The sequence below is a fragment of the Pseudomonas sp. DCA-1 genome, assembly GCF_046523955.1.
GTDB classification, from domain to species: Bacteria; Pseudomonadota; Gammaproteobacteria; order Pseudomonadales; family Pseudomonadaceae; genus Aquipseudomonas; species Aquipseudomonas putida_Y.
In genome coordinates, this window is record NZ_CP169881.1 from 4,974,845 (window position 1) to 5,000,074 (window position 25,230).

Genomic DNA, 25,230 nt, shown 5'->3' on the forward strand with positions numbered 1-25,230 from the left:
AATGCCGCACATTCTGATCGTCGAAGACGAAACCATCATCCGCTCGGCCCTGCGTCGTCTACTTGAGCGGAACCAGTACCAGGTCAGCGAGGCCGGCTCGGTGCAGGAAGCCCAGGAACGCTTCAGCATTGCCACTTTCGACCTCATCGTCAGCGACCTGCGCCTGCCAGGTGCCCCCGGCACCGAGCTGATCAAGCTCGGCCAGGGCACCCCGGTGCTGATCATGACCAGTTACGCCAGCCTGCGCTCAGCGGTGGACTCGATGAAAATGGGCGCGGTGGACTACATCGCCAAGCCCTTCGACCATGACGAGATGCTGCAGGCAGTGGCGCGTATTCTGCGCGACCGGCAGAACGCCCCGGCTGCTGCACCGCCTGCCGAGCCACGCGCCAGCAATGGCAAGGTTGCAGCCTCCGACAAAGGCAGTGCGACAACGGCCAATGGCGAAATCGGCATCATCGGCTCGTGCCAGCCCATGCAGGACATGTACAGCAAGATCCGCAAAGTCGCCCCAACCGACTCCAATGTGCTGATCCAGGGCGAGTCGGGCACCGGTAAAGAGCTGGTGGCCCGCGCCCTGCACAACCTGTCTCGCCGGGCCAAGGCACCGATGATCTCGGTGAACTGCGCGGCCATCCCCGAAACACTGATCGAATCCGAACTGTTCGGCCACGAAAAAGGCGCTTTCACTGGCGCCAGCGCCGGGCGCGCCGGCTTGGTGGAAGCCGCCGATGGCGGTACGCTGTTCCTCGATGAAATTGGCGAACTGCCGCTCGAAGCCCAGGCACGCCTGCTACGTGTGCTGCAGGAAGGCGAAATTCGCCGGGTAGGTTCGGTGCAGTCGCAAAAGGTCGATGTGCGCCTGATTGCCGCGACCCACCGCGACCTGAAAAACCTGGCCAAGGCCGGCCAGTTCCGTGAAGACTTGTATTACCGCCTGCACGTGATCGCCCTGAAGCTGCCAGCACTGCGCGAGCGTGGCAGCGACGTCAACGAGATCGCCAGCGTCTTCCTCGCCCGCCAGAGCGCTCGCATCGGCCGCGACGACTTGCACTTCTCGGCCGAGGCCGAGCAAGCCATTCGCCACTACAGCTGGCCCGGTAACGTGCGTGAACTGGAAAACGCCGTGGAGCGCGCGGTGATCCTCAGCGAGAGCGCAGAAATTTCCGCCGAGCTGCTGGGCATCGACATCGAACTGAGCGATCTGGAAGAGGACGACCTCCTCGACAATGCCCTGGTGGTGGCCGGCGCGGCCAACGCGAGCCACGAGCCGACCGAGGACCTGTCGCTGGAAGACTACTTCCAGCACTTCGTGCTTGAGCACCAGGACCACATGACCGAGACCGAACTGGCACGCAAGCTCGGCGTCAGCCGCAAGTGCCTGTGGGAACGCCGCCAACGCTTGGGCATACCACGACGCAAGAGCAACGCTACCAGCGAGTAATTCAACCTGCCCAGTGTTCGCCGCAGCAAGTGCGGCGCCTGTGAGATCGAGCGCCGCCCACGCGGCGCATCGCGAGCGAAGCTCGCTCCTACATCTGTTTCGGGCCAATCAATCCTGAGCCATTGGCGCGCGGCCCCTTGTGTGTCCCCTTCAATATCCTGTCGTGCACCGAGGGGGATGCGCGCCAATGGCACAGGCGCTGAACGGGGTGTGGCGAACACATCTGGCCTGGGAACACCCCAGGTAACACATCACCTCCCGTAAAAATCTGTTACCCACGCTTTCCGCCGTAACAGCCCCCGAGGCGTACGGTAACGAAATTCCGACATTTTCGACCTTCCGAAAATTGCGAAACCTACTCAACCCCTTGATTTTACTGGGTTTTGAAAAGTTGGCACGGCACCTGCTATATGTTTGGTACAAGAACAATAACAAGCACTGCAACTCAGAATAAGAACAAGACGAAACGGCTCACGCACAATAAAAACAAGACGGCGGAGGCGCAGCTAACTGATTCTTTTGGAGAGGATGCGTGTTTGGGGCTTGCCCCACAACCAGGCAGAGAACAACAAAAACTGCACTAAAAAGCAGCGCCTGAACTGGTTGGATCGACAGATCAACGTGTCATCAGCGGCCAAAGCAATCCGTTTGCTCTTTACCCCCGGTTTGGGGGTCGTCCACAAGCTTCGAGATTTGTGGACAGGGCACTCAACAAAAACAAGAAGCCCAGCAAAAAAACAATAAGAGCACGCAATGACTTCTTGGGGAGCTTAGGCTCCCCTTGTCATTTCTACCCTTCTGGCAGGCATCCTGCTACCCGCCTACACCATTCCCCGAGTAAATGCTAGAATCCCCGCCCATCATGCGGCCATTCTCCTATTCTTGGCCGAACATTCCTTCACACAGTGCATCCCATGCTGAAGAAGCTGTTCCAGTCTTTCCGCCCGCCCGTACCGGGCCCGCACCACAGGCGCACCACGCCCGAGGTGATCAACAAGAGCCAGCATTCGCTGCAGCGCCACCAGTTCAGCCGTCATGCGGTCAACATCGTGGAGCGCCTGCAAAGCGCCGGCTACCAGGCTTACCTGGTCGGTGGCTGTGTCCGCGACCTGATGCTGGGCATTACGCCGAAGGACTTCGACGTGGCCACCAGCGCCACCCCCGAACAGGTCCGTGCCGAGTTCCGCAACGCCCGCATCATTGGTCGCCGCTTCAAATTGGTCCATGTGCATTTCGGCCGTGAGATCATTGAAGTCGCCACCTTCCGCGCCCACCACTCCGAGGGCGATCAGGGCGATGCCCACCGTTCGTCGCATAACGCCAGTGGTCGCATTCTGCGAGACAACGTGTACGGCACCCTGGAAGAGGACGCGCAACGCCGCGACTTCACCATCAACGCCCTGTACTACGATCCGGTCAGCGAACGCATTCTCGATTACGCCAACGGTGTGCACGACGTGCGCAATCGCCTGCTGCGGCTGATCGGGGACCCGACCCACCGCTACCAGGAAGACCCGGTGCGCATGCTGCGCGCGGTGCGTTTTGCTGCCAAGCTCGACTTTGGCATCGAAAAGCACACCTTCCTGCCGATTCGCGGTCTGGCCCCGATGCTGCGCGAGATTCCACCCGCACGCCTGTTCGAGGAATGCCTCAAGCTGTTCCTCAGCGGCCAAGGTGCCATGGCCTTCGAAATGCTGGTCGATCTGGAGTTGTTCGAACCGCTGTTCCCGGCCAGTGCCCACGCGCTGGACGAGCGGCCGACCTACACCCACACGCTGATCAGCCAGGCGCTGAACAACACCGACCTGCGCGTGAAGCAGGGCAAGCCGGTGACGCCAGCCTTCCTGTTTGCGGCTCTGCTCTGGCCAGCTCTGCCGGCCCGTGTGCTGCACCTGCAGAACCAGGGCGTACCGCCGATCCCGGCCATGAACGGTGCGGCCCACGACCTGATCGCTGAGCAGTGCGCGCGCATTGCCATCCCCAAGCGTTTCACCCTGCCGATCCGCGAAATCTGGGACATGCAGGAGCGCCTGCCGCGCCGCAGCGGCAAACGCGCCGACATGCTGCTGGACAACCCGCGTTTCCGCGCCGGTTACGACTTCCTGCTGCTGCGTGAAAGCGCCGGGGAAGAAACCGACGACCTGGGCCAGTGGTGGACCGATTACCAGGACGCAAACGACAGCGAGCGCCGCGAGATGATCCGTGAGCTTGGCAGCCGCGACGAAAGCGCCGGCCCGCGCAAGCGCAAGCGCAGCGGCAGCAAACGCAAGCGCAGTGGCGACGAGGCGTTCGAGTGACCATTCGCGCCTACATAGGCCTGGGCAGCAACCTGGACGCCCCTGCCGAGCAGTTGCGTAGCGCCCTGCAGGCGCTCGACCAGGTCGAAGCCACGCGCCTGGTAGCCGCCTCGGCCCTGTACACCAGCGATTCGCTGCTGCCCGGCCAACCGCGCTACACCAATGCTGTCGCCGCCTTGGACACCGCCCTGGCACCACTGGCATTGCTCGATGCGCTGCAGGCCATCGAAAACGACCAGGGCCGCGTGCGCAAAGAGCGCTGGGGCCCGCGCACGCTGGATTTGGACATCCTGCTGTTCGGTGACCAGGTGCTCGACCAGCCACGCCTGAAAGTGCCGCATTACCACATGCATGCCCGCCCCTTCGTGCTGTATCCGTTGGCCGAACTGGTACCGGGCGATTTCCGCCTGGCCGATGGCCGCGCCCTCGCGCAACTGCTCGACGAATGCCCGTTCGTCGGCCTGGAACGCCTGTAAACCGGGCGTTCCAGCCTGCATTGCCACCTCGGTAACGCCAGTAACACCCTGATCGTAACAATGCGGTAACAGGGTGATTGACTTCCCACACCTCGCTCACGACTATAGGCGTCCCGTGTGGCACCAAAGTGCCGCATACCCGTATTTAGGCCCGGACGGACCTGTGCCCGAACATCACGCGCGATGATGTGCCGCTCCGGAAGATGACTACACGCGTTGAATGCAGTCGTTTTTTACAGCGCCTGAACGAGGAATTTCCTACATGCCTGAAGTAACCCTTACCACCCTTAACGGCCTCAAGGCCAAGGGTGAAAAAATCACCATGCTGACCTGCTACGACGCGACCTTCGCCAAGGCTGCCAGCCAGGCCGGCGTTGAAGTGTTGCTGGTGGGCGACTCGCTGGGGATGGTCCTGCAGGGCCACGACAGCACCTTGCCGGTCACCACGGCGGAAATGGCCTACCACACCGCCAGCGTCAAACGCGGCAACGACGGCGCGCTGATCCTCACCGACCTGCCGTTCATGGCCCACGCCACGCCGGAGCAGGCCTTTGCCAACAGCGCCACACTGATGCAGGCCGGCGCCCACATGGTCAAGATCGAAGGCGCAGCCTGGCTGGCCGAAACCATCCGCTTGCTGGCCGAACGTGGTGTGCCAGTGTGCGCGCACATGGGCCTGACCCCGCAAACCGTCAACGTGCTGGGCGGCTACAAAGTGCAGGGCCGCCAGGAAGCCCAGGCCCGGCAGATGCGCGCCGACGCCATTGCCCTGGAACAGGCCGGTGCGGCTATGCTGCTGCTCGAATGCGTCCCCAGCGAACTGGCGGCGGAAATCACCAACGCCGTAGGCATCCCGGTAATCGGCATTGGCGCCGGCAACGCCACCGATGGCCAGGTGCTGGTACTGCACGACATGCTCGGCCTGTCGCTGAGCGGCCGGGTACCGAAGTTCGTGAAGAACTTCATGCAGGGCCAACCGGATATCCACAGTGCCCTCGTCGCTTACGTCGAGGCAGTCAAGCAAGTCAGTTTCCCAGGCAGCGAACACGGGTTCAGTGCATGAATACAGTCAAGACCGTCCGCGAACTGCGCGCGGCAGTGGCCCGCGCTCGCGGTGAAGGCAAACGCATCGGTTTCGTGCCGACCATGGGCAACCTGCACAGTGGCCACGCAGCCTTGGTATCCAAGGCGGCGCAGCGCGCCGATTTCGTGGTCGCCAGCATCTTCGTCAACCCGCTGCAATTTGGCGCCAACGAAGACCTCGACAAATACCCACGCACCCTGGCAGCCGACCAGGAGCGCCTGGTGCAGGCCGGCTGCAACCTGCTGTTCGCGCCCACCGTGGAAGAGATGTACCCCGACGGCATGAGCGTGCAAACCCGTGTCAGCGTGCCCCAGCTTTCCGAAGGCCTGTGCGGCGCCAGCCGGCCTGGGCACTTCGAGGGTGTGGCCACCGTAGTGAACAAGCTGTTCAACATGGTCCAGCCAGACCTCGCCGTGTTCGGCGAAAAGGACTATCAGCAGCTGGCGGTGATCCGCGCCATGGTGCGCGACCTGAACATGCCGATCCAGATCATCGGCGAACCCACTGTGCGTGCCGAGGATGGCCTTGCGCTGTCATCGCGCAATGGTTACCTCACGCCAGAGCAGCGTGCTGCTGCGCCAGCGCTGTACCGCACGCTGCAACACATCGCAGTGGGCATCGGCCGTGGCCAGCGGGATTTTGCCGCGCTGGTCGCTGAAGGCCAGGCACAACTGAGCGCAGCGGGTTTCCGCCCGGATTACCTGGAAGTACGCCATGCCGTAAGCCTGCGCCCGGCAGTGATCGATGATCGAGACCTGGTGGTGATTGCGGCGGCTTACCTGGGTAACACGCGGTTGATCGACAACCTCTACCTGCATGTGGAAGAGAAGACCGCATAATGGCCTTGGGCTGCCTGCAGCCCATTCGCAGGCAAGCCCGCTCCTATATTCACTTGCAGGAGCGGATTTGCTTACAAAGTCCCCCAAAATCCCCCTGCCATACCCATTCCCAGCGCGTGGCCTTTGCCTATAATGATGCCAGCCTGAACCCGGCAATGACTGCCGTGTCCAAGCCCTCACCACGCACCAAGGGACCCCCGCGCAATGGCGTATTACCGTACACCCCACGATGTGACGGCCCTGCCCGCCTGGCAGGCGCTTCAGAAACACCGCGACGCCATGCAAAGCTTCAGCATGCGCGAAGCCTTCGCCGCCGATGCCAAGCGCTTCGACCAGTTTTCCCTCAGCGCTTGCGGCCTGTTCCTCGACTACTCGAAAAACCTGATCACCGAGCAAAGCCGCGATCTGCTGGTCAACCTGGCCAATGAAGTGGGCCTGCAGGACGCCATCAAGTCGATGTTCGGTGGTGAGATCATCAATGCCTCCGAAGGCCGCCCGGTGCTGCACACCGCCTTGCGCCGGCCTGTAGGTGACAAACTCAGTGTCAACGGCGTGAACGTCATGCCGGAAGTGCACAAGGTGCTCAACCAGATTACCGAACTGGTCGGCCGCATTCACGATGGCCTGTGGCGCGGCTACAGCGAAAAGCCAATCACCGACGTGGTCAACATTGGTATTGGCGGTTCCTTCCTTGGCCCCGAGCTGGTTTCCGAAGCGCTGCTACCCTACGCCCAGCGCGGCGTACGCTGCCATTACCTGGCCAACATCGACGGCAGTGAGTTCCACGAACTGTCGGCCAACCTGCGCGCCGAAACCACCTTGTTCATCGTCTCGTCGAAGTCGTTCAATACGCTCGAGACGCTGAAAAACGCCATGGCCGCGCGGACCTGGTACCTGGCCCAAGGCGGCTCGGAAGCCGAGCTGTACCGCCACTTCATTGCAGTTTCCAGCAACAAGGCCGCTGCTGTAGCGTTCGGTATCCGCGAAGAAAACATCTTCCCGATGTGGGACTGGGTGGGCGGGCGCTACTCGCTGTGGTCGGCCATCGGCCTGCCGATCGCCCTGGCCATCGGCACTGCCAACTTCAAGGAACTGCTGTCCGGTGCCTACACCATGGACCAGCACTTCCAGACCGCACCGTTCGACAAGAACATGCCGGTGCTACTGGCTCTGCTGGGCGTGTGGTATGGCAACTTCTGGGACGCGAACAGCCACGCGATCCTGCCGTACGACCACTACCTGCGCAACATCACCAAGCACCTGCAGCAGTTGGACATGGAATCCAACGGCAAGAGCGTGCTGCAAGACGGTACCCCGGTGAAGACCGACACCGGGCCGGTAATCTGGGGCGGCGTGGGTTGCAACGGCCAGCACGCCTACCACCAGTTGCTGCACCAGGGCACCCAGCTGATTCCGGCCGACTTCATCGTGCCGGTGGTGAGCTTCAACCCAGTGGCCGACCACCACCAGTGGCTGTACGCCAACTGCCTGTCGCAGAGCCAGGCGCTGATGCTGGGCAAAACCCGCGAGGAAGCCGAAGCCGAATTGCGCGGCAAAGGCCTCAACGAAGCGGACATCGAAAAGCTGGCCCCGCACAAGGTGATCCCGGGTAACCGCCCGAGCAACACGTTGGTGGTCGAGCGCATCAGCCCGCGCCGCCTGGGCGCGCTGGTGGCCATGTACGAGCACAAGGTGTTCGTCCAGAGCGTTATCTGGGGTATCAACGCCTTCGACCAGTGGGGCGTCGAGCTGGGCAAGGAACTGGGCAAGGGCGTTTACCAGCGCTTGGTCGGCAGCCTGGAAGACAGCGCCGAAGACGGTTCTACCCAGGGCCTGATCAACTACTTCCGCGGCCGTCACCGCGGGTGATTTGATACCTTCGCCGGCCTCTTCGCGGGCTTGCCCGCTCCCACAGGTACAACACAGCCCTCGACGACTGTGCAGTACCTATGGGAGCGGCCAAGCCCGCGAAGAGGCCTGCCCAGGTTGAACACCGCTCCCAGCTACACTGTCTTATCGAATAGCCGTTGCAGTCCATCGCCCCTTACAAGAGCAGGACCACCCGCCATGTTCGATATCCGCAAATACCCCCAGGCCCTGGCTGTCAGCCAGTCCGCCGCCCTCACCCCCGAAGACTACCGCCGCCTCTACCGCCAGTCGGTCGAAGACCCAGACACCTTCTGGGCCGAACAAGCCAAACGTCTGGACTGGATCAAGCCCTGGTCGAGCGTGCAGCAATGCGACCTGCATACCGGCAAGGCCCGCTGGTTCGACGGTGCGCAACTCAATGTCAGCTACAACTGCATCGACCGCCATCTGGCCCAGCGCGGCGAGCAACCGGCCTTGCTGTGGGAGGGCGACGACCCCAAGGACTCCAAGGCCATCACCTACCGCGAACTGCACCGTCAGGTCTGCCGCCTGGCCAATGCAATGAAAGCGCGTGGTGTGAAGAAAGGCGATCGGGTGTGCATCTACATGCCAATGATCCCCGAGGCCGCCTTCGCCATGCTTGCCTGCACCCGCATCGGCGCCATCCACTCGGTGGTGTTCGGCGGTTTCTCCCCCGATGCCCTGCGTGACCGAATTCTCGATGCCGACTGCCGCACCGTGATCACTGCCGATGAAGGTGTGCGTGGCGGTAAGCGCATCCCGCTGAAACAGAATGTCGACAAGGCCCTGGCCAACTGCCCAGCGGTCAGTAGTGTATTGGTGGTGCGCCGCACTGGCGGCGATGTGGCCTGGGCCGAGGGCCGCGACCTCTGGTACCACGAAGCGACGGAGGCCGCCGGCGACGACTGCCCTCCTGAGCCGATGGAAGCCGAAGACCCGCTGTTCATCCTCTACACCTCCGGCAGTACCGGCAAACCCAAAGGGGTGCTGCATACCACCGCCGGCTACCTGCTGCAGGCAACGATGACCTTCAAGGTGGTGTTCGATTATCGTGACGGCGAAGTGTTCTGGTGCACCGCCGATGTCGGCTGGGTGACCGGCCACAGCTACATCGTCTACGGCCCGCTGGCCAATGGCGCAATCTCGCTGATGTTCGAAGGCGTGCCCAACTACCCGGACACCTCGCGCTTCTGGCAGGTGGTGGACAAGCACCAGGTGAACATCTTCTACACCGCCCCGACCGCCCTGCGCGCCCTGATGCGCGAGGGCTCCGCGCCACTGCAGAGCACCTCGCGCAAAAGCCTGCGCCTGCTGGGCAGCGTCGGTGAGCCGATCAACCCGGAAGCCTGGGAATGGTATTTCGAGGAGGTCGGGCAGAAGCGCTGCCCGATTGTGGATACCTGGTGGCAGACCGAAACCGGCGGCATCATGCTCACCCCACTGCCCGGCACGCAGTCGCTCAAACCCGGCTGCGCCACCCAGCCAATGTTCGGCGTGCAACCCGTGCTACTGGATGAAAAAGGCAAACTGATCGAAGGCCCCGGCGCCGGCCTGCTGGCAATCAAGGCCAGCTGGCCCGGGCAGATCCGCAGTGTCTACGGCGACCACCAGCGGATGGTCGACACCTACTTCAAGCCTTTGCCTGGCTACTACTTCACCGGCGACGGTGCCCGCCGCGACGCCGATGGCGACTACTGGATCACCGGGCGCATCGACGATGTGATCAACGTTTCCGGGCACCGCATCGGCACCGCGGAAGTAGAAAGCGCACTGGTGCTGCATGACAGCGTGGCGGAAGCCGCAGTGGTCGGCTACCCCCACGACCTCAAGGGCCAGGGCGTCTACGCCTTCGTCACGACCATGAATGGCGTGTCGCCGGATGACGCACTCAAGGCCGAGCTGTTTGCCCTGGTCAGTAAGGAAATCGGCAGTTTCGCCAAGCCTGAGCTGATTCAGTGGGCGCCAGCGCTACCCAAGACGCGCTCAGGCAAGATCATGCGGCGTATACTGCGCAAAATCGCCTGCAACGAGCTGGAAAACCTGGGCGATACCTCGACCCTGGCCGACCCAAGCGTGGTACAGGGCCTGATCGACAAACGCCTCAACCAGTAACCGGCGGCCGCCAACCATGGCCGCCCTGCACAACAGGTCGCCATGGAAGCCCTTCGTCGCCGCATCGAAACCCAGGTCATGAGCCTCACTGGGCTGGCCCTCGGCCAGCTCGACCTGGAGTCGCCCAAGGGCGACCCCGGCCTGTTCGGCCCACACAGCATCAGCTGGCGGGTACATGGCGACTTCCCTAGCATGCTGGTCGGTGGCATCAGCGCGCTAATGCTGCAGTTGTTGCATCCTCTGGCCCTGGCCGGTGTATGGGACCACTCCAATTTTCGTGAAGACCTGCTCGGCCGCTTGCGCCGCACCAGCCAGTTCATTTCCGGCACCACCTTCGGCGCCACCGGCGATGCCGAGTGGCTGATCGACAAAGTGCGCACCATTCACCTGCAGGTCACCGGCACGGCACCAGATGGCCGCCCCTATGCGGCCAGCGACCCGGATCTGTTGACCTGGGTGCACGTAGCGGAGGTCAGCAGTTTCCTCGCCGCCCACCTACGTTACCGCAACCCACACCTGCCACGCGCCGAGCAAAATGCCTATTACAACGAAATCGCCCTGATCGCCGAGCGCCTTGGTGCCCGTGACGTACCGCGCTCGTGCCAGCAAGTTGAAGACTATCTGCAACACATGCGCCCGCAGCTGCACTGTGATGCGCGCAGCCATAAGGTCATACAGATCCTGCTCGACGCCCCGGCCCCCAGCCGCCTGGCACAGCCGGTTGGCAAACTGATGCTGCACGCGGGTATCGACTTGCTGCCCGGCTGGGCCCAGGCCATGCTCGGGCTGCAGCACGGGCCCCTGCAGCAGCGCCTGATCCGCCTGGGCCTGCGCGGCACCGCGCCGGTTCTGCGCTGGGCAATGCGCGACGGCTCGGCACACCGGGCCAAACGACGCATGGGCATTGATTGAGCGCAAAAGGTCGCCCCTGCGGAACTGATTTAACGTGCCATACTCCAAGCACTCCGGCTTAGACAGACGAAGCGACACATGTACAAAGGATTGACTCGCGCCGCTGGCGCAATCGTGGCCCTGGTAGCCCTGTATAGCCTGCTCGGCTTTCTCATTCTTCCCGGTGTTGCACTGCGCATCGCCAACCAGCAGTTGGCCCAATACGCCACCGTGCCGGCCCACCTCGAGCGGATCGAACTCAACCCCTTCAGCCTCGAGCTGACGCTGTGGGGCCTGCAGATCGGCGAGCCGGGCAAGGAGCAGGTCGGTTTCGAGCGTCTTTACGCTAACGCCTCGCTCGACAGCCTGTGGACCAAAGCCCTGCATCTGGAAGCAGTGGAACTCGACAAACCGCGCAACGAAGTGCTGTTCGCCAAAGACGGCACCCTCAACCTGACCGGATTGTTCAAACTACCGGCCAGCGAAGCCAAACCCGAAGAGCCACCCAGCGACCCGTTCCCGCTACGTATTGGCAGCATCAAGCTCGTCGAAGGCTACCTGCACTTCGAGGACCTGCGCCCCAGCGAGCCGATCGAGTTCCTCTACGACAACATGAGTCTGGAGCTGAAAAACCTCAGCACCCTGCCCAACGACAGCGCCGACATGACCTTGGTGGCCAGCGGCCCCAACGGCGGACGCGTGGACTGGAAGGGTACACTGAGCCTGTCGCCGATCGCCTCCGAAGGCACACTGAAGGTCACTGACGGCAAGATGAAGCTGTTCTGGCCCTACGTGCGCGATGCCGTGCCTCTGGTGCTGGAAGACGGCGTGTTCAACCTCGATACGCATTACACGCTCAACCTCGCCAAACAGACCGAGCTGCTGCTGGATAACGCTTCCGTACAGATCGCGCCATTCGCCATCAAGGCGCCGGATGGCCGACCGCTGGCACGCCTGGCCAGCCTGGCGGTTAGCGAAACTTCCATTGATCTGGTCAAACAGCAGGTCATCGTGGGCAAGGTCCGTAGCGAAAAACTCGAAACCTGGGCGGCGCTGGAAAAAGACGGCCAGCTCGACTGGCAGAAGCTGTTCGCCAGCCAACCCGCCAAGGCCACGCCGAAGGAAAAGGCCGAGCCAGCTGCCGCAGAACCTACGCCTGAAGAGAAAGCTGCCAAGGAGCCAAGCAAACCCTGGCAAGTGCTGCTCAAGGACGTGCAGTTGCGCAATTACCTGGTGCACCTGGCAGATCGCAGCCAGAAGGAACCGGTAGCGTTGGACATTGGCCCTCTCAATGCCGACCTGCAAGGTTTCGACAGCCTCAACCAGTCGCCCTTCACCGTCAAACTCGACACTGGTGTGGGCAAGCAAGGCAAGCTGCAGGCCGCAGGCCAAGTCAACCTGGCACCGATATGGGCAAAGCTGGATGTGAGCACCCGCGACATCGACCTGCGTGTGGCCCAGGCCTACATCAGCCCGTTCATCCTGCTGGAGCTGCGCAGTGGCATGCTCTCCAGCGACCTCAAGGTCGACCTGAAGAACACCGCACCGCTGGCCTTCAATGTTACCGGCAAGGCGCAGGTCAGCCAGTTGCATACCCTCGACACCATCAAGAGCCGCGACTTCGTCAAATGGCAACAGGTGAACGTGGACGGCTTGTCCTACGTGCACGGCGATGCACTGTCGATCGACAAGGTGACCCTGCTGCAGCCCTATGCACGCTTCATCATCAACGAAGACCGTACTACCAACGTCAATGACCTGCTGATCCCGCAACCGGCCGGCGCCCCGACGAGCAGCCAGGCCAAGCCGACCACGGCCAGCAACAGCAAGCCGCTCGGCATCCATATCGGCCAGATCGACATCAAGGACGGCTCGGCCAACTTTGCCGACCTGTCGCTTACCCCCAACTTCGCCACGGCCATCCAGCAACTCAACGGCCAGATCGGCACCATCGACAACCGCAAGCCGCTGCCGGCCAAGGTCGACGTCAAGGGCAAGGTAGACCGCTACGCTCCGGTTACCATCAAGGGCGCACTCAACCCGTTCAACCCACTGGCCAGCCTGGACATTGCCACCAGCTTCAAGCGCGTCGAACTGACCACGTTGACGCCCTACTCCGGCAAGTTCGCCGGTTTCCGAATCCGCAAGGGCCGGCTGAACCTGGACCTGCACTACTTGATCACCAACGGCCAGCTCAAGGCCGAGAACAAGGTGGTAGTGGAACAACTGCAGCTGGGCGAGAAAGTCGACAGCCCGGATGCGGTCGACCTGCCTATCCGCCTGGCGGTAGCACTGCTGAAGGATACCGAGGGCAAGATCTCGATCGAGCTGCCGGTGTCTGGCGACCTCAACAACCCGCAATTCAGCGTGATGCCGATCGTTTGGCAAACCCTACGCAACCTGGTACTGCGCGCGGCGCAGGCGCCATTCAAATTCATTGGCGGGCTGATCAGCGGCGGCGGCTCGGAAGACCTTGGCAACGTGGCGTTCGCCCCGGGCTCCAGCGAACTCAGCGGCGATGCCCAGGCGTCCCTGGACAAGCTGGCATCCGCACTGAAAGAGCGCCCGGGACTGCGCCTGGAAATCGAAGGCACCAGCGCCCAGGCCAGCGACGGCCCGCTGATCGCCCAACAGCGTCTGGAGCGTGAGTACCAGGCCACCTGGTACAAAATCCTGCAGCGACGGGGTGACAAGGTGCCGGCCAATGCCTCGATGCTGGTGGTCGACGACAGCGACAAGCCCGCGATGCTCGAAGGCATTTACCGCAGCCGCCTGAAAAAGCAGCCCCCCGCAGAATGGGAGCAACTGAGCCGTGACGAGCGTACCGCCAAGCTGCGCGAGGCGGTGATCAAGTCATGGGCTGAGAGTACCGCCTTGCTGCGTACACTGGGCCAGGAGCGGGCCAGCAGCATCAAGGATTACCTGGTGGACAAGGGCAAGCTGGAAGATGACCGGGTGTACTTCATCGATACCAGCCTGGGCCAGCCTGAGGACGATGGGCGAGTGATTACGCCGATGCACCTGGATGCCGAGTAATCCCCTCTGGCAGGCCTGGCCTCTTCGCGGGCACGCCCGCTCCCACAGAGATGGCGCACAACCTCGGACCTGCGCAATACCTGTGGGAGCGGGCGTGCCCGCGAAGAGGCCAGTACGGGCTTCAAACCAACCGCTGCCCCGACACCGCCGGGTGATACAGCGGTTGAACCTTGTTCCCAGCCGGGTCCAGCAGGTGGAAGCTACGCGCGCCGTCACCATGATTGAACGGCCGGTCGAGCAAGGTCACACCATGAGCCTTGAAGTACTGGTACCAGGCTTCCAGCTCCTCCACGCTGTCGACGATGAATCCGTAGTGATCCAGGGTCTGTAACCCGTTGGCCGCCCCTGCCCCACGCCCAAGCGACAGGTTGTCGTTACCGCAGGTGAGATACACCAGGTCCTCATTGGCGCGATTCAGCACTTCCATGCCCAGCACATCGACGTAGAAGCGTTCACATTCCTCCAGGTTGGGCACCAGCAGGGCGATGTGGCGCAGGCCATTCAGGCGGCCAGGGCGTGCAGGCAATTCGGACATTGGCGAAGCTCCATTTTTGTATACAATTCATTATTGAATTTAAAACAAAAGGAGCCATTTGTGTATAGCCTGTTCATCAAGACCCGAGTGAAGCCTGGATGCGCCGACGCTTTTCTGAGTGCAATCAAGGTCAATGCTGCAGCTTCCGTGGCGAGTGAGCCAGGCTGCCTGGTGTTCGATGTGTCACAGGACCGAGTCGATCCGGAGGTGATCTACCTGTACGAAATCTACCGCGATGATGCTGCGTATGAAGCACATACCCAGACCGCGCATTTTCGCGACAGCCGCCCATTGGTAGAGCCTCTGATCCTTGAGCAGGAATGCTTCGAAAGCGATGTCATCACACGCAACCCGGCGTATTGAGCGCAAGACAAAGCCCTGGCACGGGCCAGGGCTTTGATGAAAGTGGCCAAATCCATTTGGCCGACGGGACATTCCTTATTCGGCTTTCAGGCCGTCAGACATTACGCTCTTGACGCCTTTGATGTTCTTGGTGATGCGTACCGCTTCTTCTTTCTGCGATTCGGTAACCTTCACATCAGAAGACAGGGACACAACACCTTGGCTGGTCTCGACTTTGATGTCGCTGCCTGGGATGCCTTTTTCAGTCAGCAGGTCAGCTTTCACCTTGGTAGTGATCCAAGTGTCGGAGCCTTCTTGCTTGGCGTTGTCGACGGTGTTGGCCGCCAACATGACTGGAGCCTGGGTTGGCTCAGCGGCAAATGCACCGTTAGCCATGGTCAGGGTCAGAGCGGTAGCAGTAGCGGCAGCAATGGCGAACTTCTTCATGTGGGTCACTCCTGTTTTTCGAAAGGTCTGCGCCGTATGTCCTGGCGGCAGGTATGAAGGTAGTTGCACGGGCTGTGCCAGCTTTGCCGCTTCTATTATTCTCTTTTAAATCAATAAGTTAGCAAACAGCCATCACTTCGATGGTCGTGCATTTTGCAATCAGCGCGGTAAACCTGCATGCAAGATGCAAGTCCGCAAAAGGTTCCCGTCGCCCATGAAAAAAGGGCCCCGAGGGGCCCTTTCTCTGTAGCGTGTGTCGCTTAGACGCCCGAGGCCTTGGCCGCAGCAACGTCTTTGATCGACAGCTTGATACGGCCGCGGTTGTCCACGTCCAGTACCAACACTTCGACTTCCTGGCCTTCTTTCAGGATGTCGGTGACTTTCTCGACGCGAGCATCGCTCAGCATGGAGATGTGCACCAGGCCGTCCTTGCCAGGCAGGATGTTGACGAAGGCGCCGAAGTCGACAATGCGCTCAACCTTGCCGACGTAGATCTTGCCGATCTCGGCCTCAGCGGTGATGCCCAGGATGCGCTGCTTGGCAGCATCTGCCGCTTCCTTGGTTTCGCCGAAGATCTTGATGGAGCCGTCGTCTTCGATGTCGATCGAAGCCTTGGTCTCTTCGCAGATGGCGCGAATGGTGGCGCCGCCTTTACCGATGACGTCGCGGATCTTGTCGGTGTCGATCTTCATCGCGATCATGGTCGGGGCGTTGGCCGACAGTTCGGTACGCGACTGGCCAATGACCTGGTTCATCTGGCCGAGGATGTTCAGGCGCGCTTCCAGGGCCTGGCCCAGGGCGATTTCCATGATCTCTTCGGTGATGCCGTTGATCTTGATGTCCATCTGCAGCGCAGTGACGCCTTTGGCGGTACCGGCTACCTTGAAGTCCATGTCGCCCAGGTGGTCTTCGTCACCCAGGATGTCGGTCAGGACCGCGAACTTGTCGCCTTCCTTGACCAGGCCCATGGCGATACCGGCAACCGGCGCCTTCATCGGCACACCGGCGTCCATCAGGGCCAGGGAAGCACCGCAGACCGAAGCCATGGAGCTGGAGCCGTTGGATTCGGTGATTTCCGAAACCACACGGATGGTGTACGGGAACACGTCAGCAGCAGGCAGCATGGCCTGAACCGAACGGCGGGCCAGACGGCCGTGGCCGATTTCGCGACGGCCAGCACCGCCCATGCGGCCACACTCACCTACCGAGAACGGTGGGAAGTTGTAGTGCAGCATGAAGGGGTCTTTCTTCTCGCCTTCGAGGGTGTCCAGCAGCTGGGCATCACGGGCAGTACCCAGGGTCGCAACGACCAGGGCCTGGGTTTCGCCACGGGTGAACAGTGCAGAACCGTGAGTTTTCGGCAGCACACCTACTTCGATGTTCAGCGGGCGTACAGTCTTGGTGTCGCGGCCGTCGATACGTGGCTTGCCGTTGACGATGTTTTCGCGAACGGTGCGGTATTCGATTTCGCCGAAGATGTCTTTGACTTCGGAAGCCGAAGGCTGGCCTTCTTCACCGGAGAACTTGGCAACCGCCTGGTCGCGCAGCTCACCCAGACGCGCATAGCGGTCGGCTTTGACGGTGATGGTGTAGCCCTGCGAAACCGCTTCGCCGAACTCGGCGCGGATAGCATTGAACAGCTCGGTGTTGGCAACGGCAGGTTTCCAGTCCCAAGTCGGCTTGCCAGCTTCGGCAGCCAGCTCTTTGACAGCCTGGATAACAGCCTGGAACTCGTCGTGGGCGAACAGTACGGCACCCAGCATCTGGTCTTCGGTCAGCTCTTGAGCTTCCGACTCAACCATCAGTACAGCATCGGAGGTACCGGCAACGACCATGTCCAGGCTCGAGGCAGCCAGTTGCTCGTAGGTCGGGTTCAGCAGGTAGCCAGTGCTTTCGTGGAAGGCAACGCGGGCAGCGCCGATCGGGCCTTCGAACGGAATACCGGAAATGGCCAGGGCAGCCGAGGTACCGATCATCGCAGCGATGTCCGGATCGGTCTTCTTGCTGGTGGAAACCACGGTGCAGACGACCTGCACTTCGTTCATGAAGCCTTCCGGGAACAGCGGACGGATCGGACGGTCGATCAGGCGCGAGGTCAGCGTCTCTTTCTCGGAAGGACGGCCTTCACGCTTGAAGAAGCCACCTGGGATCTTGCCAGCGGCGTAGGTCTTTTCCTGGTAGTGAACCGACAGCGGGAAGAAACCCTTGCCTGGATCAGCCTGTTTGGCGCCTACCACAGTCACCAGCACGGTGACGTCGTTGTCGACGGTAACCAGCACGGCGCCGGTTGCCTGACGGGCAATACGGCCCGTTTCGAGAGTGACGGTCGATTGACCGAACTGGAAAGTCTTGATTACCGGGTTCACGGTTTCCTACCTTTTTCAGTGGCTCTTGGGGGAACTGGTTTCTTGCGAATTCTTGGGCAGAACGGGGAATCGGCCCCATTGACCGTCCAGATACAACACGAGGCTGGGAGCCTGGCACCAAGCGGAAAAACCGCTCAGCATTGCCAGGCTGCCAACCTCGGAGATACGCGTGGCATGTCCAACGGCAGCGCTGCAAAACAGCCCTGCCGAAGCCTGCGACACCCCACGCACACCACTGACCAGGCCGCTATTAGCGACGCAGGCCCAGGCGACCGATCAGGGCGCTGTAACGAGTGGTGTCTTTGCCCTTCAGGTAATCCAGCAGCTTACGACGCTGGTTGACCATACGGATCAGACCACGACGGGAGTGGTGGTCTTTATCGTTGGCCTTGAAGTGGCCTTGCAGCTTGTTGATGTTGGCGGTCAGCAGAGCAACCTGCACTTCCGGGCTACCGGTATCGCCGGCGGCTTGCTGATATTCGGCAACGATCTGAGCTTTTTCTTCAACGCTGAGGGCCATTTGGCTTCTCCTGATAACGGATCCCGCATGCGGGGTCCAATAGGCCAGGGACAAATCCCTGTATTAATAAAAAAGGTGTGACCGTGCCTACTGACAGCCACCCTTGATGCCGTGGGGCTCGGCAACTGCCTGGCCCCGCGGTTTCGGTCATTCCGACCGAATCAGCCGACGCGGCGCAATGCGCCCGTCTTCGCTCACTTCACCGATACCGATGAAGCGCGCATTGTGATCCTGTACCCGGACCATGCCAAATTGTGGCGCGTCCGGCGCGCGTACAGCCTGCCCATGCAGCCAGTAGAACGCACTGTGTTCCGACAGGCTGACCAACGGCCAGTCCTGCAGCCCGCTGTCCGATGGCATCAGGAAGCGGTCGAGCGCTTCGTTGCCACCTTCGGAATGGGCCTGTTCGAGTTCCTCGAGGGTGACCGTCTGTGCCAGCGCAAAGGGCCCAGCCTGGGTCCTGCGCAGCTCGGCGACATAGGCGCCGCAACCAAGGGCTTCACCGATATCCTCCACCAGCGTGCGGATATAGGTGCCTTTGCTGCATCCTACGCTCAGCCGTGCACGGGTGCCTTCGCACTCGAGCAACTCCAAGCGGTTAATAGTAACAGAACGCGCCTCGCGCTCCACTACCTCTCCTGCACGTGCCAGTTTGTACAACGGCTGGCCGTCACGCTTGAGCGCCGAGTACATAGGCGGTATCTGGCTGATCGGGCCGCGAAAACGTGGCAGCAGCGCCTCGATGTCGGCGCGACCAACGGTCACGTCGCGGGTCTGCAGCACCTCACCTTCGGCATCGCCGGTGTTGGTAGTCTGCCCCATCTGCATGACGGTTTCGTAGCCCTTGTCGGAATCCAGCAAGTACTGCGAAAACTTGGTCGCTTCACCGAAGCACAGCGGCAACACGCCGGTTGCCAGCGGGTCGAGGCTACCGGTGTGGCCGGCCTTTTCCGCGTTGAGCAGCCAACGCACTTTCTGCAAGGCGGCATTGGACGTGAAGCCCAGCGGCTTGTCGAGCAGGATGATGCCGCTGACATTGCGGCGGATACGTTTGACCTGGGCCACCGCTTACTCCTTGGTGTCCGACTCGTCGGCATCCTTGTGCAGGCGGTCTTCGGCCACTGCACGCTCGATCAGCGCCGACAGGTGCACACCACGGCTGACACTTTCATCGAAATGGAAGTGCAGCTGCGGCACGCTGCGCAGTTGCATCGAACGCCCCAGGTGCAGACGCAGGAAGCTGGCGGCGCTATTCAATGCCTTGAGCGATTGCTGCACGGCATCCGGGGTTTCCTCGCCCATGACGGTGATGAACACCTTGGCATGGCCCAGGTCACGGCTCACGTCCACGGCGGTGATAGTCACCAGACCGACACGCGGGTCCTTGACTTCGCGACGGATCAGCTCGGCCAGCTCGCGCTGCATCTGATCGCCAATACGTTGGGTACGGCTATATTCTTTGGCCATTCTTGCTACCTGTAACTTAAAGCGGCAAACGCCCGGACAGACGAATGCCTGACCGGGCGCTACCTGAAGAGGTACCGCAAGCCGCCCTGTAGCAGGCGCTTGCGGCTCGCTCGCCCTTAAAGGGTACGAGCCACCTGGACTTTCTCGAAGACTTCGATCTTGTCGCCGACCTTGACGTCGTTGTAGCTCTTGACGCCAATACCGCACTCCATGCCCGAACGGACTTCGGAGGCATCGTCCTTGAAGCGACGCAGCGATTCCAGCTCGCCTTCGAAGATCACAACGTCATCACGCAGTACGCGAATCGGACGGTTGCGGTACACGGTACCCTCGATGACCATACAGCCAGCGATGGCGCCGAACTTCGGCGAACGGAACACGTCACGTACTTCGGCGACACCCAGGATGTTCTCGCGAACATCGCTGCCGAGCATACCGGTCAGGGCCTTCTTGACGTCTTCGATGATGTCGTAGATCACGTTGTAGTAACGCATATCCAGACCTTCCTGCTCGACGATCTTGCGCGCACCGGCATCGGCACGCACGTTGAAGCCGAACAGTACTGCATTCGAAGCCAGCGCCAGGTTGGCATCGCTCTCGGTGATACCACCGACGCCACCACCAATCACGCGCACTTGCACTTCGTCGTTGCCCAGGCCGCCGAGCGAACCCTGCAGCGCTTCCAGAGAACCACGCACATCGGTCTTGAGAACGATGTTGAGGGTTTTCTTCTCTTCCTGACCCATGGTCTCGAAGATGTTTTCCAGCTTGCCGGCGTGAGCACGGGCCAGCTTGACCTCGCGATACTTGCCTTGACGGAACAGGGCAACTTCACGGGCTTTCTTCTCGTCGGCAACCACGGACAGCTCGTCACCGGCTTCCGGAGTACCGTCCAGGCCGAGGATTTCGACCGGGATCGACGGGCCGGCTTCCTTCACAGGCTTGCCGTTCTCGTCGAGCATGGCGCGTACGCGGCCATAGTTGGAACCGCACAGGACCATGTCGCCCTGACGCAGGGTACCGTCCTGAACCAGGATGGTCGCCACCGGGCCGCGGCCCTTGTCCAGGCGCGATTCGACGACCACGCCACGACCTGGGGCGGTCGGGGTAGCGGTCAGCTCGAGGATCTCGGCCTGCAGCAGAACGGCTTCGAGCAGTTCGTCGACACCGGTACCCATCTTCGCCGAAACCTTGACGAACGGCGTGTCACCACCCCAGTCCTCGGAGGTAACGCCTTCGACGGACAGCTCGTTACGGATGCGATCGAGGTCAGCACCTGGCTTGTCGATCTTGTTCACCGCAACGACCAGCGGAACACCGGCTGCCTTGGCATGCTGAACGGCTTCGCGGGTTTGTGGCATCACACCGTCGTCCGCCGCCACCACCAGGATGACGATGTCGGTCGCCTTGGCACCACGGGCACGCATCTGGGTAAACGCAGCGTGACCTGGGGTATCGAGGAAGGTGACCATGCCGCGGTCGGTTTCCACGTGGTAGGCACCGATGTGCTGGGTAATACCACCGGCTTCGCCAGCGGCAACCTTGGCACGACGGATGTAGTCGAGCAGCGAGGTCTTACCATGGTCAACGTGACCCATGACGGTAACCACCGGCGCACGCGACTCGGTCTGGCCTTCGAACTTCAGCGATTCGGCCAGGGAGTCTTCCAGGGCGGTATCGCTGACCAGCGTGACCTTGTGGCCCAGCTCTTCTGCGATCAGCTGAGCGGTTTCCTGGTCGAGCACCTGGTTGATGGTGACCGGGGTACCCATCTTGAACATGAACTTGACCACTTCAGCGCCCTTGACGGACATCTGGTTAGCCAGCTCGGAGACCGTGATGGTCTCGCCGATGGTCACGTCACGGATGACGGGGCCGGTCGGGTTCTGGAAGCCGTGCTGATTACGCTTTTTCAGCTTGCTCTTGCCACCGCGGCCACGACGAGCGCCATCGCTCTCTTCGTCGGTAGTGCGCGGAGCCGCACGTGGAGTCGGCGCTTTTTCCTTCTCCTTGACCTTGACCTTGATCGACACACGAGGTGCTTCGCCACGACGACGGTCGTCATCACGGGTACGGCTTTCGTTGCGACGGGTCTCGTCTTTCTTGCGCTCTGCAGCACGGGCTGCGGCGTCTTCAGAGGCCGGGGCGTCTGCGACTACCGGGGCCGGAGCAGCGGCAGGCGCCGGCTCTGGCTTGGCGGCAGGTGCAGGAGCGGCGGCTGCGGAGCCGGCCGCCTGACGGCGAGCCTGCTCTTCGTTGCGCTGGCGAACTTCGGCCTCGACCTTGTCGCGAGCGGCATTTTCAGCCGCGCGGCGCTCATCTTGCTCACGCTTCTGCTCAGCCTGGATTTCTTCAGGGCTGCGCTGAACGAAAACTTTCTTCTTGCGTACTTCTACGCTGATGCTTTTGCTACCGGCGACACGCAGGGTGCTGGTGGTTTTGCGCTGCAAGGTAATCTTGCGCGGCTCTTCCGCCTTGCTCTTGTGGCTGCTTTTCAAATGAGTCAGCAGGGTCTGCTTCTCATTGTCGGTCACTACCTGACCGGCGTCGGTGTGCGGCAGACCTGCCTCACGCATCTGCTGCAGCAGGCGCTCTACCGGTGCCTCGACCTCTTGGGCCAGTTCTTTCACCGTGACTTGCGTCATGCACTTCTCTCCTCAGGCCGCGCCTAATTACTCGAACCAGTGGGCTCGGGCGGCCATGATCAACTTGCCGGCACGCTCTTCGTCGATGCCGTCGATGTCGAGCAGATCGTCGATCGACTGCTCGGCCAGGTCTTCGCGGTTAACCACGCCGCGCACCGCCAGTTCAGCCGCCAGGTCTTTGTCCATGCCCTCAAGGGAGAGCAGGTCTTCGGCCGGGTGGGCGTCTGCCAGTTTTTCTTCGGTAGCGATGGCCTTGGTCAACAAACGGTCCTTGGCTCGAGCGCGGAGCTCATTGACGATATCTTCGTCAAAGCCATCGATGTTGAGCATTTCTTCCAACGGTACGTAGGCAATTTCTTCAAGGCTGGTGAAGCCTTCGTCGACCAGCACTTGGGCCAGCTCCTCGTCGACTTCCAGTTCCTCGATGAAATTGCGCAGGATGTCACCGGTTTCGGCCTGTTGCTTGGCCTGGATGTCCTTTTCGGTCATCACGTTCAGGGTCCAGCCGGTCAACTGACTGGCCAGGCGAACGTTCTGACCGCCACGGCCAATGGCCTGGGCCAGGTTGTCCTCGGCGACGGCGATGTCCATGGCATGGGCATCTTCATCAACGATGATCGCCGCGACTTCAGCCGGCGACATGGCGTTGATGACGAACTGCGCCGGGTTATCGTCCCAAAGGACGATATCCACACGCTCACCACCCAACTCCCCGGATACGGCCTGGACGCGCGAACCACGCATGCCGATGCAGGCACCTTGCGGATCGATACGCTTGTCCTTGGAGCGGACGGCAATCTTGGCTCGCGAACCCGGATCACGGGAAGCAGCCATGACTTCAATGAGGCCCTCGGCAATTTCCGGCACTTCAATGCGGAAAAGCTCGATCAGCATCTGCGGCGCAGTGCGCGACAGGATCAGCTGTGGGCCACGGTTTTCAGTGCGAATTTCCTTGAGCAGCGCACGCAGGCGCACGCCAACACGGAAGGTTTCGCGCGGAATGATGTCTTCGCGGGCCAGCAAGGCCTCTGCGTTGTTGCCCAGGTCAACGATGACGTTGTCGCGGGTAACCTTTTTTACGGTACCGGAGATGATCTCGCTAACGCGCTCACGGTAGGCATCGACCACCTGGGCACGCTCGGCCTCACGGACCTTCTGCACGATGACCTGCTTGGCGGTCTGGGCGGCAATACGACCGAACTCGATGGACTCGATCTTCTCTTCGATCACGTCACCGACCTTGGCTTCAGGGTGGGTGTCCTTGATCTTGTCCAGCCAGGTCTCGATCGCCGGATCATCAAGATCGGCTTCGTCGACCACGGTCCAGCGACGGAAAGTCTCGTAGCTACCCGTGTGGCGGTTGATTTCCACACGTAGGTCGACTTCGTCTTCAAAACGTTTTTTGGTTGCAGTGGCCAGGGCCACTTCCAGCGCTTCGAAAATGACGCCGGGCGGTACACCTTTTTCGTTGGATACCGATTCAACAACCAGCAGTACTTCTTTGCTCATCGTACGCCTCGCCTTGCGCAAGCCATTGGGCCCGGATAGTCCGCCGGGCCCGGCACGTCTCAGTCAAAACTGGGAATAATATTGGCCTTGTCGATCGAGTCGATCGGTAACAGGAACTCCTGGTTGTCCACCTGGACCACCACATCCTGCTCCTCCACACCGCGGAGAAGGCCCTGGAAGTTACGACGACCCTCGAAGGGTGAGCGCAGCTTGATCTTCACTTGTTCGCCGGCATGCGAGGCAAACTGTTCCAGCGTGAACAGTGGGCGATCCATGCCTGGAGAAGACACCTCGAGGGTGTACTCACTGCTGATTGGATCTTCCACATCGAGGATTGCGCTGGCCTGACGGCTGACTGCTTCGCAGTCGTCCACCAGAATACCGCCTTCCTTGTCGATGTAGATGCGCAGTACCGAATGCTTACCCTGGGAAACGTATTCGATCCCCCAGCACTGATAGCCCAGACCCTCGACAACCGGGGCCAACAAGGCCTGCAACTGTTCTAGCTTGCTCGACACCTGAACCCCCTCGTGCATGCTGTGCAAATAAAAAATGGGCGAAGCGCCCATCCCTGAAAGCGCCGTAGGACAACGACGCCGAAACTGTTCGGTTAGCAAAAAGCCCCTGAAAAGGGGCTCCGCTGAAGCTGGTTGCGGGGGCTGGATTTGAACCAACGACCTTCGGGTTATGAGCCCGACGAGCTACCAAGCTGCTCCACCCCGCGACAAAGCTGGGGCAAAAGTATAAGACCGAACCCTGTTGAGGGTCAAATCCAAACATTCACCTACAAGAAAGCCCGCTAAAGCGGGCTCTCAAGCTTTAATTGGTACCGAGAAGGGGACTCGAACCCCTACACCCTATGGGCACAACCACCTCAAGGTTGCGTGTCTACCAATTCCACCACCTCGGCAATACTACTACTTGAAACCCGTTACTTCTGCTCTTGAGCCGGAGGAGGTACATCACCCGTATTATTGGTGGTTTCGCTCTTCTGCTGTTGGAGCACCGGTACATCATCATTAACTGCCGGTTTCTGCGGCTCTTTCACTTCTAGCACTGCTGGATCTGGAAGACCTGCTTGGCTAAGCTGGTGAGCTTGTTGCTTCGCGAAGTATCCTAACCCAAGTGCTGTCAAAAAGAAAGTGGCAGCGAGTATAGCAGTTAATTTACTTAGGAACGTTGCAGAGCCTTGGCTCCCGAACACGGTGTTTGAGGCACCCGCGCCGAAAGATGCACCTGCTTCAGCACCTTTACCCTGTTGCAACAGAACCAGCACTACAAGCGACAGCGCTGCCAACAGATGAAAAACAACGATGACTGTTTCCAGCAT

At 61.0% G+C, this 25,230-nt stretch carries 20 protein-coding genes and 2 tRNA genes; 10 read left to right on the top strand and 12 right to left on the bottom strand.

Annotation, left to right across the window (positions count from 1 at the left end):
- The first annotated feature begins 1 nt into the window (after position 1).
- From ACE4QZ_RS23450 to ACE4QZ_RS23490, 9 genes are all read left to right on the top strand, one after another.
- A complete protein-coding gene (locus ACE4QZ_RS23450; protein ID WP_021784786.1) occupies positions 2 to 1,444 on the top strand; it encodes a sigma-54-dependent transcriptional regulator in 1,443 nt (480 codons plus the stop codon).
- A 914-nt stretch (positions 1,445 to 2,358) separates the two neighbouring features.
- Positions 2,359 to 3,741 (top strand): polynucleotide adenylyltransferase PcnB, encoded by a 1,383-nt coding sequence (locus ACE4QZ_RS23455; protein ID WP_021784787.1) that lies wholly within the window; start codon positions 2,359 to 2,361, stop codon positions 3,739 to 3,741.
- Positions 3,738 to 4,217, top strand: a complete 480-nt coding sequence (gene folK / locus ACE4QZ_RS23460) for a 2-amino-4-hydroxy-6-hydroxymethyldihydropteridine diphosphokinase (RefSeq protein ID WP_021784788.1) — start codon at positions 3,738 to 3,740, stop codon at positions 4,215 to 4,217. Before ACE4QZ_RS23455 ends, folK begins: the two co-directional genes overlap by 4 nt.
- A gap of 262 nt (positions 4,218 to 4,479) precedes the next feature.
- Positions 4,480 to 5,280: a 3-methyl-2-oxobutanoate hydroxymethyltransferase gene (panB, locus tag ACE4QZ_RS23465; protein ID WP_021784789.1), complete on the top strand. Its 801-nt coding sequence runs from the start codon at positions 4,480 to 4,482 to the stop codon at positions 5,278 to 5,280.
- On the top strand, positions 5,277 to 6,140 hold the full coding sequence (gene panC, locus ACE4QZ_RS23470; protein ID WP_021784790.1) for a pantoate--beta-alanine ligase: 864 nt from the start codon (positions 5,277 to 5,279) through the stop codon (positions 6,138 to 6,140). Before panB ends, panC begins: the two co-directional genes overlap by 4 nt.
- Positions 6,141 to 6,344: 204 nt before the next feature.
- Positions 6,345 to 8,009: a glucose-6-phosphate isomerase gene (gene pgi, locus ACE4QZ_RS23475; protein WP_021784791.1), complete on the top strand. Its 1,665-nt coding sequence runs from the start codon at positions 6,345 to 6,347 to the stop codon at positions 8,007 to 8,009.
- Positions 8,010 to 8,207: 198 nt separating this feature from the next.
- Complete coding sequence (acs, locus tag ACE4QZ_RS23480) at positions 8,208 to 10,142, top strand: acetate--CoA ligase (protein WP_021784320.1); 1,935 nt, start codon at positions 8,208 to 8,210, stop codon at positions 10,140 to 10,142.
- A 42-nt stretch (positions 10,143 to 10,184) separates the two neighbouring features.
- Complete coding sequence (locus ACE4QZ_RS23485; RefSeq protein WP_274102052.1) at positions 10,185 to 11,054, top strand: oxygenase MpaB family protein; 870 nt, start codon at positions 10,185 to 10,187, stop codon at positions 11,052 to 11,054.
- A 78-nt stretch (positions 11,055 to 11,132) separates the two neighbouring features.
- Positions 11,133 to 14,069 carry a DUF748 domain-containing protein gene (locus tag ACE4QZ_RS23490; RefSeq protein ID WP_274102053.1) on the top strand — a complete coding sequence of 979 codons (2,937 nt, stop codon included), beginning with the start codon at positions 11,133 to 11,135 and terminating at the stop codon, positions 14,067 to 14,069.
- Positions 14,070 to 14,190: 121 nt separating this feature from the next.
- On the opposite strand, the gene ACE4QZ_RS23495 is transcribed toward ACE4QZ_RS23490, so the two are convergent.
- Complete coding sequence (locus tag ACE4QZ_RS23495; RefSeq protein ID WP_010955354.1) at positions 14,191 to 14,604, bottom strand: VOC family protein; 414 nt, start codon at positions 14,602 to 14,604, stop codon at positions 14,191 to 14,193.
- 60 nt (positions 14,605 to 14,664) lie between these two features.
- Here ACE4QZ_RS23495 and ACE4QZ_RS23500 point away from each other — a divergent pair, with 60 nt between their 5' ends.
- Positions 14,665 to 14,967: a putative quinol monooxygenase gene (locus ACE4QZ_RS23500; RefSeq protein WP_021784323.1), complete on the top strand. Its 303-nt coding sequence runs from the start codon at positions 14,665 to 14,667 to the stop codon at positions 14,965 to 14,967.
- Between the two features lie 75 nt (positions 14,968 to 15,042).
- Here ACE4QZ_RS23500 and ACE4QZ_RS23505 read toward each other — a convergent pair whose 3' ends face one another.
- The 11 genes from ACE4QZ_RS23505 to secG all read right to left on the bottom strand — a co-directional run bounded on the left by ACE4QZ_RS23505 (position 15,043) and on the right by secG (position 25,230).
- Positions 15,043 to 15,393 carry a BON domain-containing protein gene (locus tag ACE4QZ_RS23505; RefSeq protein WP_021784324.1) on the bottom strand — a complete coding sequence of 117 codons (351 nt, stop codon included), beginning with the start codon at positions 15,391 to 15,393 and terminating at the stop codon, positions 15,043 to 15,045.
- 260 nt (positions 15,394 to 15,653) lie between these two features.
- Positions 15,654 to 17,759, bottom strand: coding sequence for a polyribonucleotide nucleotidyltransferase (gene pnp, locus ACE4QZ_RS23510; RefSeq protein ID WP_004575780.1), 2,106 nt, complete (start codon positions 17,757 to 17,759; stop codon positions 15,654 to 15,656).
- A 250-nt stretch (positions 17,760 to 18,009) separates the two neighbouring features.
- Positions 18,010 to 18,279, bottom strand: a complete 270-nt coding sequence (rpsO, locus tag ACE4QZ_RS23515; protein ID WP_003249971.1) for a 30S ribosomal protein S15 — start codon at positions 18,277 to 18,279, stop codon at positions 18,010 to 18,012.
- A gap of 147 nt (positions 18,280 to 18,426) precedes the next feature.
- Positions 18,427 to 19,344 (bottom strand): tRNA pseudouridine(55) synthase TruB, encoded by a 918-nt coding sequence (gene truB / locus ACE4QZ_RS23520; protein WP_021784325.1) that lies wholly within the window; start codon positions 19,342 to 19,344, stop codon positions 18,427 to 18,429.
- Positions 19,345 to 19,347: 3 nt separating this feature from the next.
- Positions 19,348 to 19,746 carry a 30S ribosome-binding factor RbfA gene (gene rbfA, locus ACE4QZ_RS23525; protein ID WP_003249967.1) on the bottom strand — a complete coding sequence of 133 codons (399 nt, stop codon included), beginning with the start codon at positions 19,744 to 19,746 and terminating at the stop codon, positions 19,348 to 19,350.
- A gap of 116 nt (positions 19,747 to 19,862) precedes the next feature.
- Positions 19,863 to 22,391 carry a translation initiation factor IF-2 gene (gene infB, locus ACE4QZ_RS23530; protein WP_021784326.1) on the bottom strand — a complete coding sequence of 843 codons (2,529 nt, stop codon included), beginning with the start codon at positions 22,389 to 22,391 and terminating at the stop codon, positions 19,863 to 19,865.
- A 27-nt stretch (positions 22,392 to 22,418) separates the two neighbouring features.
- A complete protein-coding gene (gene nusA / locus ACE4QZ_RS23535) occupies positions 22,419 to 23,900 on the bottom strand; it encodes a transcription termination factor NusA (protein WP_410480201.1) in 1,482 nt (493 codons plus the stop codon).
- A 59-nt stretch (positions 23,901 to 23,959) separates the two neighbouring features.
- The gene (gene rimP, locus ACE4QZ_RS23540) at positions 23,960 to 24,418 is read right to left on the bottom strand and encodes a ribosome maturation factor RimP (protein ID WP_003249960.1); all 459 of its coding nucleotides are present in this window, start codon (positions 24,416 to 24,418) and stop codon (positions 23,960 to 23,962) included.
- Positions 24,419 to 24,547: 129 nt separating this feature from the next.
- Positions 24,548 to 24,624, bottom strand: a tRNA-Met gene (locus ACE4QZ_RS23545).
- 100 nt (positions 24,625 to 24,724) lie between these two features.
- Positions 24,725 to 24,810: transfer RNA gene (locus tag ACE4QZ_RS23550), tRNA-Leu, on the bottom strand.
- Between the two features lie 21 nt (positions 24,811 to 24,831).
- The gene (secG, locus tag ACE4QZ_RS23555; protein WP_020193781.1) at positions 24,832 to 25,230 is read right to left on the bottom strand and encodes a preprotein translocase subunit SecG; all 399 of its coding nucleotides are present in this window, start codon (positions 25,228 to 25,230) and stop codon (positions 24,832 to 24,834) included.

Bases quoted from the DNA above. Each gene is read 5' to 3' on its own strand.
- ACE4QZ_RS23455 (WP_021784787.1), top strand. From the start codon at position 2,359: ATGCTGAAGAAGCTGTTCCAGTCTTTCCGCCCGCCCGTACCGGGCCCG.
- ACE4QZ_RS23495 (WP_010955354.1), bottom strand. From the start codon at position 14,604: ATGTCCGAATTGCCTGCACGCCCTGGCCGCCTGAATGGCCTGCGCCAC.
- rpsO (WP_003249971.1), bottom strand. From the start codon at position 18,279: ATGGCCCTCAGCGTTGAAGAAAAAGCTCAGATCGTTGCCGAATATCAG.
- ACE4QZ_RS23490 (WP_274102053.1), top strand. From the start codon at position 11,133: ATGTACAAAGGATTGACTCGCGCCGCTGGCGCAATCGTGGCCCTGGTA.
- ACE4QZ_RS23450 (WP_021784786.1), top strand. From the start codon at position 2: ATGCCGCACATTCTGATCGTCGAAGACGAAACCATCATCCGCTCGGCC.
- ACE4QZ_RS23505 (WP_021784324.1), bottom strand. From the start codon at position 15,393: ATGAAGAAGTTCGCCATTGCTGCCGCTACTGCTACCGCTCTGACCCTG.
- pgi (WP_021784791.1), top strand. From the start codon at position 6,345: ATGGCGTATTACCGTACACCCCACGATGTGACGGCCCTGCCCGCCTGG.
- ACE4QZ_RS23485 (WP_274102052.1), top strand. From the start codon at position 10,185: ATGGAAGCCCTTCGTCGCCGCATCGAAACCCAGGTCATGAGCCTCACT.
- rbfA (WP_003249967.1), bottom strand. From the start codon at position 19,746: ATGGCCAAAGAATATAGCCGTACCCAACGTATTGGCGATCAGATGCAG.
- secG (WP_020193781.1), bottom strand. From the start codon at position 25,230: ATGCTGGAAACAGTCATCGTTGTTTTTCATCTGTTGGCAGCGCTGTCG.
- acs (WP_021784320.1), top strand. From the start codon at position 8,208: ATGTTCGATATCCGCAAATACCCCCAGGCCCTGGCTGTCAGCCAGTCC.
- nusA (WP_410480201.1), bottom strand. From the start codon at position 23,900: ATGAGCAAAGAAGTACTGCTGGTTGTTGAATCGGTATCCAACGAAAAA.
- infB (WP_021784326.1), bottom strand. From the start codon at position 22,391: ATGACGCAAGTCACGGTGAAAGAACTGGCCCAAGAGGTCGAGGCACCG.
- panB (WP_021784789.1), top strand. From the start codon at position 4,480: ATGCCTGAAGTAACCCTTACCACCCTTAACGGCCTCAAGGCCAAGGGT.
- panC (WP_021784790.1), top strand. From the start codon at position 5,277: ATGAATACAGTCAAGACCGTCCGCGAACTGCGCGCGGCAGTGGCCCGC.